Origin of the sequence: Lactobacillus laiwuensis, from assembly GCF_019972835.1 — a bacterium.
In the GTDB taxonomy this organism is placed as follows: domain Bacteria; phylum Bacillota; class Bacilli; order Lactobacillales; family Lactobacillaceae; genus Lactobacillus; species Lactobacillus laiwuensis.
On record NZ_BPPB01000007.1, the window covers coordinates 59,707 to 75,785 of the forward strand.

The window sequence follows — 16,079 nt, forward strand, 5'->3', positions numbered from 1 at the left end:
ATACTTTTGATCTGGAATCCCTAAAAATCTTTATTAAAAGTGTTTTAAAAACTCAAATTAAATGTTTATCGTTTAAAAATTTTTTCAAATGATTTGAACCAGTAATTGAATAATTAGGATTGATTATCAAAACAATGACTGTATCTATATAAAACATATGCTTTTCCTGCTTTGAAAAATATTCAATCTTTTCTTTAAGAGACAAATATACGATTCTGTTTTGACTTATTTTGGTATCGATTATATGAATAATCAGTCCATTTGAAGAAATAAGTCCTTCTCCCATTTCATCTCTTTTTCTAATATCCTTTAATATTTCTTTTTTGCTTAGACTGGACTCTATATTGTTTACAAAGCAGGTAATGTAATGGTACAGGTCTTCACTGTCTTTTAATTGCACTGATAAATATTTCTCTTTAATATTCAAAGCGTTTTTTCCTTACAATCTCATCAATTTTCTCTTGAACAATTTTCTGATCTTTTTTTGTGAATAAGGCACTGACAACTATATGCGGAACTTTAATTTTCTCAGAAACTTGCACAGTTGATATTAATAAATCAACGTCTTGGTAATTGACTTTGTTATCATTATTAGATGTGACCCCAACTATATCTATGTTAGGGAAAGCTTTTTTCACCTTAATTTGTAACAATTCGGAAGTTCCTATTCCAGTAGCACACATAATTACTACTTTTAATTTGTAAGAATTTTCCTCAAGGGCTTGTGCAAAATAAAGCGTGATATAACCAACCTCATTATCATCAATGCCCTTCAAGTTATACTTAAAAAATATTTTTTGAGCATCTGTAAAAATAATATGATATAAATCGTGATACTCCATTTTGATTTGTTCTAACAAATTATTATTAACATGAATATGATTTTTCAATCTGTTAACAAGAGGTTGAACATGTTTTTCCAATCTTTCCTGAATAAAAGTAAAATCGTAGTTATAGTCTTTTGAAACTTTTGCAATTAGTTCTTTAGTTATTTTTATTACTAGACTAGATGCAGCAATATTCAAATCACTGCTTACAAACCTTGAGGAAGTTAAGTATTGAAATATATAATCCACTTCAACATTTGGTACTTTAATACTTAAATAGTTGCTAATATCCTTAATTACCTGTTCACTAATACGATATATTTCTGACTGATGTTCACCTGGACTTAATTTTTGCTTTCCCTTAACTAAATACTTTGTCCCATTTTTTCTTAAGCGGCAAATCAAAATATACAAGTGTGAAAATAAATTAACATTATATGGGTAAGGCAGTGTCATTTGTAACAGGTAATTAATTTTGTCAATCTCTTTCACAACAAAGCGGACATCATACTTTTCACTAAAGTCAGAGTTTAATGGTAATTGCTTTAGGTCTATTATTTCCTGGTCATTAATCAGTTTTTTTAAAGCAATTCTGATATTTTCTTCTGGCCCGCAAACTTTTAGAAAATTATTCTTAGAAATCAATTTAATTTGATACCTATCAAGATTTTTTTTAATTATCTGCTTGTCATTATGACGGACATTCGAACTTACGTAATACTGAGCAAATATCTCACTTTCCTCTAACGGTTGCGGAGAATTTAGCAAAAGTTTTTTCATAATTCTGTTTCTCCTTTCAACCGGAGAAATATTTACCAATGAATCTTTACCTAATTTCTGGTGCTCAGATGGCTGAATATAAAATTTGTAGTTAAGCTTAAAGCCCCTTCCCCTTTGAGACATAATTACAGAAGATCCCGTACTCTTATTTATATAAGCAACTAACCTGTAAACAGTTTTTTCAGAAACAAATAAAACTTGCGCTATTTCTTTAGCGGTTACATATCCATTACTATTTAAAAGAAAACCGATTAACTCATGAACTCTATCTGAATTTTCCATAGTCACCCCCAATTCCTGATTTTTAGAGATTCAATTATTATCTTATTAACTTTTACACCCTAGAAATTCCAACTTATGTCCATAATAACGGACAACTTTAATAGCGCTTACAAAAATGGCGGTTTCAGCAAGAGTGTAAGTAAAAAACAGACATTCCTTCAATTTAGAAATGTCTGTTAGACTTTTGCTTTTATTTATAAGTTAGTTGCTCTGAAAATAAGTTTTAGAAGTTGAATATCTCTAAAAATCTATTCACGTATACTAAAATGATATTTACAACAAAACAATTTTTTGCTTTTTCTACAAATTAACTACGCTATTTACTTCTCCTCCAGAAATAATTGTTTTAGCATCATTCAAAGCAATTTCAATACTGTTTTTAACAGCTAATTTCGTGAAGAAAGCAATATGCGGAGTGATTAATACCTGTGGCATTGCTTGTAGTTCTTTATAATCTTCCGGTAGTGAATTCAGCATATTCTTTTTATCATAAAAATCTGTTTCATCGGCTAAAGTATCCAAGGCTGTAGCAGAAATTTGCCCATTTTTAAGGGCCACAATTAAAGCTTGTGTGTCAACCAAGCCCCCACGAGCTACGTTAATCAAAATAGGCTTTTTCTTCATTTTATCAAAGGCAGTTTTGTCAATCATGTTTTCAGTACTTGCTAGTAATGGTGTATGTAAAGAAATAATATCGGATTCAGCAAGAACCGTATCAAAGTCGGTATAAGTGAGGTAAGGTTCCAGAGATGCGTCATAAACCGGATCACAAGCCAAAACTTTAGCGCCCAATGCGCTGTATAAGTGTGCACTGGCTCCACCAATATGACCGGCGCCAATTATACCGACAGTGCAATTAAAAATTTCAGTACTAATTGTACTTTTATCATAAGTAAAATCACCATGAGCCATTCTGTCTTGATAAATCCCAATTTTACGCAGTAAATACATTGCATCGGTTACGCCAAGTTCGGCAATGGCCCTTGGTGAATACGCTGCAACGTTTGTAATTTTAATACCATTCTTTTTTGCGGCCGCTAAATCTTGGTTATCAACTCCAACCTGCCGCACAGATAATTGCTTAATGCCAAATTGCTTAAATTTTTCGTAGACACTGGCGCCGACTGGAAGGTTGCCTTCAGAACTCACTCCGTCAAAACCTTGAGCTAAACCAGCATTATCTGCAGACAAGTCATCGTGGACGATTTTTATTTCAACTTGGTTTTTTTTAGCCCAGTTTTCAATAATTTTTTCTTCCATTTTAATTACACCATAACAAATAATTTTCACTTTTTATCTCTCCTATTCTTGCTTTAAAAATTGGTAATCTTAGCTTTCTAGTTGGAAAAATCGGATTGATTCTAATTCACGGTATCGACAATACCAAAAGCCTAACTTTTTCATATTCAAGACCGTGAATGCATGCTAGAGGTATATTGACACCAGTCTCATTACTAACCCCGCAGCTGCTGCCAGCAAATCCCAAACTTTAGAAATTATGGGTACGCCACGCAAACCAGTAATTGTAACCATACATTATCCTTATCACAACTTTTACTATCACTTTTTCTTAATATTTATATAATACTCTAAAAATTTGAAAACACCATGTATTTTATAGGTTTGGTAGCATAATTTATAAAAAAGTTGTTAACAAACTTAATTAAAATATATAATTTTGTATATTGCAAAATTATAGTTTAAGTAAAAGAAACGGCCGTTTATGTTACTTTTGGTGCCAGCAAAATTTCCTCATGTTACGCTTCTCATTATACAAAACGAAAGCGTGGCAAAATTGGACAATAATAACTTTCTCAGTCGTAATCAAATATTATTACCACTAATCAATTTTTTGACGAATTTTAGCAGCATCTTAGTTGGAATTGGCGGTTCACTAATTATCCGTGAATATTCAGATAATATCGTTATTAACGGCTTAATTTCGAGTATCAGTTCGTTAGCACTTATTTTGAGCGTTTTATTTATCGGTTCCAAGCTCGACAACACTGATAAGCGACGCGTGCTTATCCGGATGTATATTTTACTAAGTTTATTTTTATTACTCCCTTTTACTTTCCCACGAAAATACTTTGTACCTTTATACATTCTGGTTGACCTTTGTATAACAATGTTTAGCTTAGTCGAAGGGTTATCTTTCACTGGAAATTTAAAGTCTCTTCTGACTGATAATGCACTGGGGTCAACTATCAACCATAATTCCGTTGCTGGTCTAATCGGTAATATTGCCAGTGTAGCAGCGATGGCAGCTTTAATTCTTACTACCCGCAACTATTTGTATTTTCTCTTAGTAGCAAGCGGTGGCTTTTTTATAAACATCTTTCTCTCTATTGCTTTACACCAAAGGCACTTTACTAAAAACCAAAGTAGCTTTAAAACCTTAACCCACCTCATGACAGTTTGGCACAAAATAGCTGCTAGTAAAGGCTTACGCGCCTCAATTATTATTGCCATCTTTACCAGTACTCTCCAATCAGTATTTAACGGGTTGCTGATCTATTTCTGGAAAGCGATTGATCCTAATTACAGTCAAGTTTACTGGCTACTAGTTGCAGTAGTCAGTGGTCTTTTCTTAGGTGCTATTCTTATCCACTTTGATAATACATTTTGGTTACTTACTACTTTAGTATTTATTACCACGCTGGCTTTAGGAATTTTCTTTTTAAGGCAAACAATCGTTACTATGGCCATTATCACGGTACTGATATATGGTGAAACTTTACCAATCGCTAATTGGTGCAATAAAACTAGGATTAAAAGAACCGGTAAAGAGGTCCAGTCTGCGCAAACAAGTTTTTTGCAGCTGGGGAGTTCTCTATTGAATATCTTTTTTACTGTCGGAGTATCTGCAATTGCCAATGCTTGCCACCAACCGGCTCTTACTCTACTTGCTGCAGGTATTGCCCTTTTATTCGTTTTTAGCCTTCTTGGCAATAATATGGAGCGGTATCGTTTAGAAGAGATTAATTAAAAGCGTTGACGTGAAGTCATAAAAAACCACCTCTATTTCTAGAGATGGCTTTTTGCGTAATTAATGGCGCTCAATAGCGATAATGCACTTAATTAAATTATAATTGTTTAATCTGTTCTTCTATATTTAAGACCTCTAAGACATCTGTGGCACACTCTGCACCTTTATTGCCTGACTTGCCGCCAGCACGATCGGTTGCTTGTGCAACTGTATCAGTCATTAACACGCCGAACATCACTGGCACATTTCCATTAGCTGATGCAGCGGCTAACTGCGAAGTAGTGCCTTCACAAACGTAGGTAAAGTGAGCTGTTTCACCCCGAATTACTGCTCCTAATGCAATGATACCGTCAACTTGGCCACTTTTTGCCAAGCAGTTGACTGTACGGGCGATTTCAAAGGCACCGGGCACTCTCACAATCACAATATTTTCATCTTTCACGCCCGATTTTTTTAATTGTGCCACTGCTCCTGAAAGCAGGCGATCAGTTACCACACCATTAAACTGAGCTACAACAATACCAATCTTTTTATCTTGTCCTTGGGCAATATTCCCAATAATTTCTTTCATATTAATCCACCTCATTTAAAATATGATTCATTTCATGCTTTTTAGTTGCCAAATATTTTTTATTTTCTGCAGTCATGCCTACTTCAACAGGAATACGTTTAGTAACTTTAATACCATAGTTTTCTAATTGATTCACTTTGTCAGGATTATTGGTCATCAAATTAACTTCACTTACACCCTTTTGTCGTAAGATCTCGGCAGCAACATTGTAACGCCGAGCATCAACGGGCAGACCAAGATGCTGGTTAGCTTCTACTGTGTTCATACCCTCATCTTGCAGTTTATAAGCACGCAATTTGTTTTCCAGGCCAATGCCCCGACCTTCTTGACGTAAGTATAAAACCGCTCCTGAACCATTTTCTTCAATCTTAGTTAGTGCTTCAGCAAGTTGAGCGCCGCAATCACAGCGTTTAGAGCCAAAAACATCCCCAGTCAAACATTCACTGTGAAGCCGCAACAAAAGGGGCTCACCTTTTTTAATTTCACCTTTGCTAATTAATAAAGTAGGTTGCTTTTCAGGATGCTTTTTATCTCTAAACCCTTCAAGCTGGAAGTGACCATATTTTGTAGGAAAGTCAACCTTAGTAAAAGACTCAATCCCCAAATCTTTATTTTCCTGATTTTTACGGTATTCAATTAACTCTTCAATGGTCAAATAAGGAATGCCGAGTCCTTCTGCTAAAGCTTTCAAGTCCTTACGTCTAGCCATTGTACCGTCTTTTTTAATACACTCACAGATAAAGCCAACAGGAGCAACGCCAGCTAGTCTTGCCAAGTCTAAGGCTGCTTCCGTATGACCAGTCCTCTCCAGCACGCCACCTTCTTTAGCTACCAGCGGAAAAACATGACCAGGATGATAAAAATCAGCCCATTGGCTATTAGGATCAGCTAACTTTTTAATAGTCTTTGCCCGATCAAAAGCTGAAATTCCTGTCGTAGTTTCAGTGGAGTCAACACTAAGAGTGAAAGCCGTGCCAAAAGTATCGTTTGAACCAGTTTCAATTGGTTTTAACTGCAAACGGTCGGCATATGCTTTGCTCATCGGCACGCATAATAATCCACGAGCTTTAGTGATCATCATGTTAACAGCTTGTGGCGTAACTTTTTCTGCTAAGCCAATCATATCCCCTTCAGACTCACGCTGCGGTGAATCAGCCACAATTACCAAACCACCATTTAGCATGTGCTGCAATACTTTCTGTATCTTTTCATTCAATTGTTCTGTCATTTTTTCCTCCATCAAAATTCCTTTTTCCAGGCCTGAATTTGCTTGACTGCATAGCGGCCAATCATATCCACTTCAATATTTGCTTTATCGCCTACTTGGTAGTGAGCCAAAGTAGTATTTTGGATGGTATAGGGGATTAAACTTACCCCAAAATGATCATTTTCTGCCATCGTAACGGTTAAACTGATGCCATCAATAGCGATTGATCCTTTTTCAACAATAAAGGAGTCATACTTATGTGGTACTTGAAATTCCAACTCAATAGAATTTTCGTTTTCATCCCTTTTTACCAGTTCAGCTGTGGTATCAATGTGTCCTGCAACAATATGTCCATCAAGTTTGCCATTTAGCGTTAGTGAAGGTTCCAAATTAACCAAACTATCTTTTTGCAATTTTCCAAGGTTGGTTCTTTTCATTGTTTCCGGCATTACATCAACTGCAAAGTCCTTTTCACTCCAGTCAGTAATGGTTAAACAGATACCGTTAACGGCGATACTTGCTCCTAAAGGCAAATCTTTTTGCACCAATTTTGGAGCGCAAATACCCAGTCTTGCATGTTGCTCACTAATTTCCAAACGGGTAATCGTACCCGTTGTTTGAATTATTCCTGTAAACATTCTTTTCTCCTCACGCGAATTCTGATATCTTGATTGAATCTCTTAACATCCAAAAGTTGATAGTTCTTTTTTTCTGCTAAAGCTTGGCCGAACACGGCTGGTAAACCGGTGCCTCCTAAAACTATCGGAGCTACATATGTCACTATTTCGTCAGCCAAACCGGCTGCTACAAACTGAGCCTGGACATTGCTGCCGCCCTCAACTAACAGCGATTGAATTTCGTGTTCAGCTAGCAGCTGTACTACTTTTGCTGGTGTCCACTTGCTAGCAGTATAACAGCATACATTTTCTCCAACTTTTTGTGTTAATTTAGTTTCACTCAGTAGCCAAATTTGACCGCGGGTCTTAAATAATTGACTAGTAAAATCCAGCTGATTGGCATCCTTAGTTAACACAATCCTAATAGGAGGATGTGGTAAGTTCTTTATTCTAACCGTTAACAGCGGATTATCAATGCGTAAAGTATTTGCGCCAATTAAAATAGCTTGATTTTGCAAGCGCAATTTTTGTACATCCACTTGAGCAGCATCCCCAGTCAAAAGCGTTCTTCTCTTGCCCGCAGCATTAATTTTGCCATCAATAGACATTGCATATTTAAGTGTTACAAACGGTCTTTCTTGTTGATAAAAAAAGTTATACGCAACATTTAAACTTTCAGTGCCACCAATGACTTCTGTTTGAACTCCATGACTTTTAAGATATTTAATGCCTTTACCTGCCACAATTTGGTGGGGATCGACCTGACCGATAACAACTTTTTTGATTCCGGCCTCGGCTACTGTTTTACAACAAGGAGGTTGCTTGCCATAATGGCTGCAAGGCTCTAGTGTGACGTACAAGGTTGCCCCTTGAGCTTGTTTGGGATCCGCTAAGTGTGACAGTGTATTTACTTCCGCATGTTCTTTGCCAAATTGATGGTGATAGCCCGTTGCTAAAACTTGCTCATTTTTAACCAAAACTGCACCAACTAATGGATTTGTCCAAGTCATCCCCTGAGCTTTTAAAGCCTCTTGAACTGCCATTTGCATATAATCTTTATCCTGCACTATTTCACTTCCTAAACATTAAAAAGCCCCGTTGATTTTATCAACGAGGCTCATCTTTTATTTATCAAATAAGATTTCAGCGAAGTTTAATAACGACGCGAGTTTTCTGTCTAATCTTGTTTGTTCTTCTCCCATCCAGACTTTAACTGTCGGTACTAGACTTGCACTAGTTCCACCGCAAAACGCGGGTCACGGACTTCAATTATTAATTGTCACCGTCGGTAAGGAATTGCACCCTGCCCCGAAGAAACCGTATTCAACTGTTTTTAGTATAATATAGATATCCTATATCGGCAATAGCAATTTTTTGTTTTATATAAATTATATATACGATAAGATCAAACTTAAATAAATTATTCCTTAAAACTTCCAATCAGACAAATGGAGAGGAATATTATTGTTTTTACCAAAATATTTTTTAAAGGCAGTGCCAAATGACGAATGATCTTTAAGATGATTGCAATAAGCGTCTCTGATACTCAAAATTGTTGTCACTGCTAAATTAGTAGTGACAATTATCAGTATGCTAATAAATATATACAAAAGATATAGCATCTTAGCCCTCCTATTTTTAACTGTATCACTTTTATAATACACTACTACTTAGTGTTAACATTGTCAACTTTTTTTGGCAAAATAAATAGACTAGTAACCAAATTGATTACTAGTCTATTTTAATCTGTTAAACCTTACGTTTTTTTTAATACAGATACTTCTTTATGGCAGCCTTAGGATCCATTCCTGCACGAATTTTTAGTTCTAATTCAATTGCTACATCAGCCAAGATCACTTGCGGGTCGATAACATTATAGGGATGCTCTGGCGCTTTCTCTTGAGCTAACGATAATTCTGTGCAACCTAGTAATATGACATTGCAGCCATATTTGTCATGCATTGTGCGCAATATGTGGTGATAAAGTTCGCCATCAACTACGCCCTTTTCTTTAATGTTGGAATAAATCAGCTCAGTAACCATTGGCTGAATCTCAGGACCACCCAGTTCAACTTCTCGACCTACTTCTTTAATCTCATCTTCATACAAATGATCATATATAGACCCTTCGGTGGCAATTAACCCAATCTTTTTCTCTTGGGGATAATCTGTTATAAATTTATGCACGGCAATGCGCATCATATGCAAAAAAGGAATGTCTGTTAGCTCCACCAGCTCATCATAACAATAATGAGCTGTATTACACGGCATTACAAAAAAGTCCGGCTTTATTTGTGCTTGCTGGAGCACATCCTCACGTAAGGCAGTGAAAAAATTGGGTTGGTTGTGATCTTTAATATAAGCCGTGCGATCAGGAACTTGGGCATCGTTAACCAAAATATAATTTAAATAGTCCTGATCTTTAGTAATTTTGATGCGGTGATTAATCATGCGAACAAAGCTCTCCGTTGCGATCGTACCCATACCGCCAATAATACTAAAAAAATGTTTCATTAATACCTGCTTTTCTAACTTCTAAAGTGCTCTTTTTGTCCTTCAAGTTCATCAATTGCTTCTTGTGCAACTGTGATATCAGAGGGATAAGGAGTATCCACGCCGCGCACTTTTTGAAAACCGTCCTCACCTTTACCACAGATTAGAACAATATCTCCTTTATTTGACATACTGATAGCATCATATATGGCCTTTTTACGGTCAAGTTCTATTGTCACATCAACTTTAGAATGATCAATACCGGCATCAATCTCCTGTGCAATTTCTTTTGGATCTTCAAACCCCGGATCATCAGTAGTCAAAAAGGCTTTATCAGCATAGGCATTTAAACTGTGGCTAAAACCAGGACGGCGAGAAATTCCTTTATCGCCAGGCGCTCCTACAACCACAATAATTTTGGGATTGTTAAATTCGCGTTGCATAAAACCCATAAGTGCCATCATCGAAGCTTCATTATGCGCATAATCTACTACAACTACACCATGTTCTTTGGTAACCTCTGTCTGCATCCGTCCCGGAACAGTTACTTGGCTAATACCTTTAGCAGCATCATGATGATCCATCCCAGCAAGCCCTGCTCCAATTACTGCAGCTGTACCGTTTGATTCATTAAAATCACCCAGCATCTTTAACTGGTAATCACCGGCTATTTTAAGTTGCTTAGCTTTATCACTAACACATAATACCTGGAATTTAGTCTGAGCCATATCAAGTTCTTCGGTTGCAAAGCGAAAATCAATGGTCTGTTTTAAGTTAGGATTAGTAAACTTTTCAGCTGCAAATAAGTAGATACTGTCTGGATCGGTAGTAGTCGTAGCAGCCGCATAAACTTCATCAAAGTGGTCAGTCTGAGCGTTAATAATACACTTGCGTGCATTAACTAATAATTGCAGTTTGCAATGCAGATAATCAGCAAAGTTAGGATGCTCATTAGGTCCAATATGATCAGGTGAAATGTTTAAGAAAAAGCCTAAGTCATAAGTTAGTCCGAACACCCTGTTTTTCTTATAAGCCTGACTGGAAACTTCCATCACCATATGCGTCATACCATTGTCCACAGCCGTTCGCATATCACGGAACAAATCAAGTGATTCAGGAGTGGTTAAGCTGGATTTAAAAGTATCGTCTTTTCCCTGACCCACAACTGTGTTAACAGAAGAAATCAGTGCAGTTTTACCACCATTGACTTGATCCAGCATTCCTTTTAGAAAATAAGCAGTAGTGGTTTTACCTTTAGTACCAGTAATAGCAATTAAATATAAATCATCTTGAGGAAAGCGGAAAAAGGCTGCAGATAATAGAGCCATTGCCTTAGAAACATTGCGCACAATCAGTGCATGCATTCCCTTGCCTTCTGGATATGGTTGCTCTGCTACATAACAGTTGGCACCGTTTGCTTTCGCCATTGACAAAAATGTAGGACGAAAACCAGCGCCTTTACAAAAGAATAGTGTATTGGTATGAACATCACGTGAATCATATGATACATATTCCATTTTTGATGGGACGGTGTCCTGAACAGCACTCGATTTAAGCAGATGGTGCTCTTTTAAAATTAAAATACAGGTATTTAAAGAAATACTCATGCTATACTCCTCTATTTATTATCTCAGTCAAAATTATACCACAGCTATGCTGGAGTTTTTTCACTCTTTAGGTTTAAAGGCAGACAAATAATGAAACGGGTCCAATCTTTATCAGATTCACAACGAATCTTACCGTGATGAAGATCAACAATGCTTTTGGTAATTGACAGGCCTAATCCTGTACCACCTGTTTTAGTATTGCGGGAACCTTCTACTCTGTAAAAGCGCTCAAATATTTTTTTTAGCGACCCTTCAGGAATTTGGGCACCATTATTTTCTACTCGCAATTCTACTTCATTGTTGTTAACCAAATTGGCAATTAAATTAATTTGTGTTGCCCCTGTGCCATATTTAAGTGCGTTAGTGATGAGATTATTGTATACACGTACCAATTTTTCTGCATCAGCTTGAATGGTTAAATCTTTGGGTCTTGCTTCTATATTAAATACTATCCCTTTTTCTTGACCCTCAAATTCAAAACCTGCTGCCACCTGCTCTAACATAGAAAAGATATGTAAGGGGGACAAGTTTAATTTGGTACTAGTTGATTTTAACGTTGTATATTCAAGCAGATCATGAGCCAATGACTTCATTTGTTCTGCCTTCATATATGCGATATTAAGATATTTTTGCTGATCTGCTGGATCCGACACCCCCGATTTAAGTAAACCTAAATAACCGATAATAGAAGTTAAAGGCGTTCTGATATCATGAGAAACATTACTGATTAGTTCGTCTTTTGACTTTTCGATTGCCTTTTCTTCATTAATGGCGTTGACTGTACTATCCACTAATGAGTTAATCGAATCAATTACTTTCTGCAAGTCTGTTTTAACTTTAAAAGAAATTGTATGATCAAAATGTCCTTTGGCAATATAATGCAATTCAGAAATAACGTGTCTTAACTGCATTTGATGATAACGCCGAATTAAGCGCCAATAGAGCACGATCAAATCACCAATACCCATAAAAATGATAAAGGTATTTTGCCAAGACCATAAGTGACGCCCACCAGCAAAAGTAATGGTCCTTTTTAAAAAATAAATACCGTTAACCAGGTTTTTATTTTGTAAAATTGTCAAGTTGATTAAAATAATCACCGATAGGTTTAACAATAACAGCAAGATCACCGTTATAACGCCTTCAGCAAACAACTCGCTTTTTTCAGCAGCTGTCAGCTTGACTCTTTCTTTTTTCATCTAGCTAAGCCTCAACTTTATAGCCTACACCCCAAACAGTCTGAATAACATCTTCGCCGCCTGTGGCCGTTTGAATCTTGTCACGCAAGTGGGAAACATGCACCATGACGGTTTTAGCAGAAACTATCGATTCTTGTTGCCAAACCCGTTCAAAAATTTCATCTGCAGAGAATACACGGTTAGGGTGACTAGCAAGAAGATACAGAATACCGAATTCCAAAGCAGTCAACTGAATATCTTTGCCATCAATTGTTTTAACTTCATGAGAATCACGGTTAATAATAAGTGGTCCAACTTCAAGAATGTCAGGTTCATCATCTTTGACTTGCTTTTGACTGCGACGCAAAAGCGAACGAACTCGCGCCATTACCTCTAATGGATTAAATGGCTTTGACACATAGTCATCAGCACCCGTAATCAAACCCTGAATTTTATCCATATCGCCAGTTTTAGCAGACACAATAATAATAGGAATGTCTGAATCCTTACGAACTTCCTTAATAACATCAATTCCACTCATATTAGGCATCATGACATCCAAAATCATTAGTGCAATATCAGGAGTGGTAGTTAATTTTGTGATTGCTTCTTTGCCGCTGTAGGCAACAACTGGGGTATACCCTTCATTTTTAAGATAAATACTTAACAATTCGACGATTTCTTTATCGTCGTCAACAACTAAAATTTTCATAGGGCTAATTTCCCTTCTTTTTACTTATTGATTATATTCGTTTTATTTTTATATTCTACTAAATATAGTGTAGCAGAATCTATGTCTAATATTTTAGACAATTTTGTAACAAACTACTAATATTCAAGCATAACTTTATCGTTTTATTAAAAAAGCCGGATTTTTCCAGCTTAGTTTCTACTTTAAACTATTAATATTATTCAGATACGTAACCAGCCATTGACGATCAACAAGGCCTAAAAAGTCCCCACTGGAATTTTGCACTAGCACTTCATTTTGCTCACTTAAAAGGGCTAACAATTTAGCAATTGTTTCCTCGACATTAATTACTGGCATTGCCGCCCGTGAACCAGATTCAGTGCGTTTAAATTTAGTTAATAAAGCTGCTTGCTTCAAAGTAGTTTCATATAAGTTGCTACCTATGCTGCCTCTGAAAAAGTCTCGGACAAAGTTATCAGCTGGATGTCGTAAAATTTCTTCGGGCTGATCAACCTGCAGTAATTGACCATCCTTCATAATACCAATTCTGTCAGCTAAATGAAGTGCCTCGTTCATATCATGTGTTACAAACAAAATAGTATTATGCAGTTGCTTATGCAAGTCAACAACTAGTTCTTGTAAATTTGCTCGAGAAAGTGGATCAAGCGCACTAAAAGGTTCATCCATTAACACGATAGGAGGCTTTGATGCAATAGCCCTTAAAATGCCAATTCTTTGTTGTTCACCACCAGACAGTTCACGGGGATAACGCTGAGCGTATTCTTGCGGATTGAGACCCACTTTTTGCAGCAGTTGAGCTGCCAGTTTTTCCAGATTAACATTTACCCCTTGAATTTCCGGTATGAGAGTAATATTTTGGGCAACGGTCATATTGGGAAAAAGAGCGATTTGTTGCAAAACGTAACCAATTTTCCAGCGTAACTTTTGCACATCATAAGCAGTAGTTGGGCGCTTATTAACTAAGATTTGGCCAGCATTAGGATCTTCCAGGCGATTAATCATTTTAATTGATGTTGTCTTGCCACTACCAGAATTACCCACTAGGACAAAGAGTTCACCTTGTTGAATATCAAGATTAAGATCGTTTATTACTATTTTATCAGCAAACGATTTTTTTACGTGATCAAATTTTATCGCTGAAGTCATCTTACTTCTCCTTAAGCAAATGCTGTTTTACTAAATAATGATGCGCTACTTGGCCTGGATCCATATTTTTGACATTGACCTCATAATTCATTTCCTGCATCTGCTTTTCAGTAATCTTGCCGGCTAATTTATTTAAACTGCGTACTACTTGGGGATGCCGACGTGCAAAGACATTACTCATTAAAGGAGCACCCTGATAAATAGGAAAGTTATGTTTGTTATCTTTTAAAATACTTAAGTGGTACTGTCGCAATTCACTGTCTGTTGAATAGGCATCAACAATGTTAACCTTATTTTGGTCTATTGCTTGGTAACGTAACGCCGGCTCCATTGATTTAACTGGGAAGTCAATACCATATAATTTTTTTATACCCTTAAAACCATCCCCGCGGTCAATAAATTCTAAAGTCATACCACCCTTGAGCTTATTGGTAATATTAGCCAAATCACTGATTTTCTTTAAATGATTTTTCTGCTTAAAAGATGTTTTAACAGCTAAGGCATAAGTGTTATCGTAGGCCATTGGTCTAAGTAAAGTAAGTTTATCCTGCTTGTTCACTAATTCCTTAGCTTTATCATAAGTTTCTTTTTCAGATAAACCCGTCGTTTTTACCGGAGTTTTAGCAAAAGTTTCTAAAATAGTGCCTGTAAACTCTGGATAAATATCGATCTTATTGTTTTTTAATGCACTGAAGAGAAAAGTAGTTTTACCAAAATTAGGTTTGAGCGTCACTTGAATGTGCGAATCACCCTGTTCAATTAATTCTTTGTACATATTAATCAAAATTTCGGGTTCAGAGCCCAGCTTACCAGCAACAGTTATCGTCTCTTTTTGATTAACAACAGTTTCATAAACACCACTGCCTGCTAGAAACAGAACACTGACAGTTAAAACTCCTAAAGCGGTTTTAACTGAAGCATGTTCTAACCACTTGATCAAGGCACTTAAGATAATAGCCAGGGCACCTGAACAAACTGCACCGATAATTATTAAAGCCGTATTATTGCGGTCAATTCCCAGGAGTATAAAACTACCAAGTCCGCCTGCGCCAATTAATGCTGCCATGGTAGCTGTTCCGATAATTAAAACTAAAGCTGTCCTAATACCAGAAATAATTGTGGGCATAGCTAATGGTAATTCAACTTTGACCAGTTTTTGCATGCGTGACATGCCGAACGCATCTGCAGCTTCTTCCAGAGCTGGATCAATTTCTGTTAGCCCCAAATAAGTATTCTGAAAGATAGGCAATAAAGCATACACTATCAAGGCAATTACCGCAGGAACTGTTCCTATGCCGACAAGTGGTATTAGCAAACCCAGAAGTGCCAAAGAAGGAATAGTTTGTAAGATACTGGCAATTTGCAATAAAAATTCTGCTACTTTGGCATGTTTTACAGTCCAAAAAGCTAGTGGCATTGCAATAACCATAGCAATTAGCAGTGAAATTAATGATATCTGTATGTGTTGCAGTAGTGCGATCCCTAAATCGCCTCGGCGTTCACTTAAAATTTGGATGATTTGATTCATTTGCGTAATTCCTTTTGTCTATGCCAGTTTTTTTAATTATCCTAAATTACATAAAGCACTATGTTAATTGCTTTAGACCTAGCTAATTTCTTAAACCTTACCATAACACAAACCTGCGTTCTGTAAGCAATTATTGCTTGCA

14 protein-coding genes and 1 riboswitch are annotated in these 16,079 nt (G+C 36.5%); of the genes, 1 reads left to right on the forward strand and 13 read right to left on the reverse strand.

What is annotated here, in order from left to right; genetic code table 11:
* Nucleotides 1-52 precede the first annotated feature (52 nt).
* The 3 genes from LDM92_RS07075 to LDM92_RS07085 form a co-directional block, all read right to left on the reverse strand.
* The gene (locus tag LDM92_RS07075) at nucleotides 53-427 is read right to left on the reverse strand and encodes a PTS sugar transporter subunit IIA (RefSeq protein ID WP_223902616.1); all 375 of its coding nucleotides are present in this window, start codon (nucleotides 425-427) and stop codon (nucleotides 53-55) included.
* Entirely contained in the window at nucleotides 417-1,889 is a 1,473-nt protein-coding gene (locus LDM92_RS07080; RefSeq protein WP_223902617.1) for a BglG family transcription antiterminator, read from the reverse strand. The genes LDM92_RS07075 and LDM92_RS07080 overlap by 11 nt, the downstream gene beginning before the upstream one ends.
* A 300-nt stretch (nucleotides 1,890-2,189) precedes the next feature.
* Nucleotides 2,190-3,179 carry a D-2-hydroxyacid dehydrogenase gene (locus LDM92_RS07085; RefSeq protein WP_223902618.1) on the reverse strand — a complete coding sequence of 330 codons (990 nt, stop codon included), beginning with the start codon at nucleotides 3,177-3,179 and terminating at the stop codon, nucleotides 2,190-2,192.
* 433 nt (nucleotides 3,180-3,612) lie between these two features.
* On the opposite strand from LDM92_RS07085, the gene LDM92_RS07090 reads away from it, so the two are divergent.
* Complete coding sequence (locus LDM92_RS07090; RefSeq protein ID WP_223902619.1) at nucleotides 3,613-4,878, forward strand: MFS transporter; 1,266 nt, start codon at nucleotides 3,613-3,615, stop codon at nucleotides 4,876-4,878.
* 97 nt (nucleotides 4,879-4,975) lie between these two features.
* On the opposite strand, the gene ribH is transcribed toward LDM92_RS07090, so the two are convergent.
* From ribH to LDM92_RS07140, 10 genes are all read right to left on the reverse strand, one after another.
* A complete protein-coding gene (gene ribH / locus LDM92_RS07095; protein WP_223902620.1) occupies nucleotides 4,976-5,449 on the reverse strand; it encodes a 6,7-dimethyl-8-ribityllumazine synthase in 474 nt (157 codons plus the stop codon).
* A 1-nt stretch (nucleotide 5,450) separates the two neighbouring features.
* Nucleotides 5,451-6,677: a GTP cyclohydrolase II gene (gene ribA, locus LDM92_RS07100; RefSeq protein WP_274383961.1), complete on the reverse strand. Its 1,227-nt coding sequence runs from the start codon at nucleotides 6,675-6,677 to the stop codon at nucleotides 5,451-5,453.
* An 11-nt stretch (nucleotides 6,678-6,688) separates the two neighbouring features.
* Nucleotides 6,689-7,294 carry a riboflavin synthase gene (locus tag LDM92_RS07105; RefSeq protein WP_223902621.1) on the reverse strand — a complete coding sequence of 202 codons (606 nt, stop codon included), beginning with the start codon at nucleotides 7,292-7,294 and terminating at the stop codon, nucleotides 6,689-6,691.
* Nucleotides 7,279-8,340 (reverse strand): bifunctional diaminohydroxyphosphoribosylaminopyrimidine deaminase/5-amino-6-(5-phosphoribosylamino)uracil reductase RibD, encoded by a 1,062-nt coding sequence (gene ribD, locus LDM92_RS07110; RefSeq protein WP_274383962.1) that lies wholly within the window; start codon nucleotides 8,338-8,340, stop codon nucleotides 7,279-7,281. The genes LDM92_RS07105 and ribD overlap by 16 nt, the downstream gene beginning before the upstream one ends.
* A gap of 119 nt (nucleotides 8,341-8,459) precedes the next feature.
* Nucleotides 8,460-8,593: riboswitch (FMN riboswitch) on the reverse strand.
* Nucleotides 8,594-9,040: 447 nt separating this feature from the next.
* Nucleotides 9,041-9,787, reverse strand: a complete 747-nt coding sequence (locus LDM92_RS07115) for an aspartate/glutamate racemase family protein (RefSeq protein ID WP_223902622.1) — start codon at nucleotides 9,785-9,787, stop codon at nucleotides 9,041-9,043.
* Nucleotides 9,788-9,801: 14 nt separating this feature from the next.
* Entirely contained in the window at nucleotides 9,802-11,373 is a 1,572-nt protein-coding gene (locus LDM92_RS07120) for a UDP-N-acetylmuramoyl-L-alanyl-D-glutamate--2,6-diaminopimelate ligase (RefSeq protein ID WP_223902623.1), read from the reverse strand.
* Nucleotides 11,374-11,417: 44 nt separating this feature from the next.
* Entirely contained in the window at nucleotides 11,418-12,572 is a 1,155-nt protein-coding gene (locus LDM92_RS07125) for a sensor histidine kinase (RefSeq protein WP_223902624.1), read from the reverse strand.
* A 4-nt stretch (nucleotides 12,573-12,576) separates the two neighbouring features.
* Nucleotides 12,577-13,263 (reverse strand): response regulator transcription factor CroR, encoded by a 687-nt coding sequence (gene croR / locus LDM92_RS07130; RefSeq protein ID WP_034978891.1) that lies wholly within the window; start codon nucleotides 13,261-13,263, stop codon nucleotides 12,577-12,579.
* A gap of 177 nt (nucleotides 13,264-13,440) precedes the next feature.
* Entirely contained in the window at nucleotides 13,441-14,409 is a 969-nt protein-coding gene (locus LDM92_RS07135) for an ABC transporter ATP-binding protein (RefSeq protein WP_223902625.1), read from the reverse strand.
* Nucleotide 14,410: 1 nt separating this feature from the next.
* Complete coding sequence (locus LDM92_RS07140) at nucleotides 14,411-15,937, reverse strand: ABC transporter permease/substrate-binding protein (RefSeq protein WP_223902626.1); 1,527 nt, start codon at nucleotides 15,935-15,937, stop codon at nucleotides 14,411-14,413.
* Between the last annotated feature and the right edge of the window lie 142 nt (nucleotides 15,938-16,079).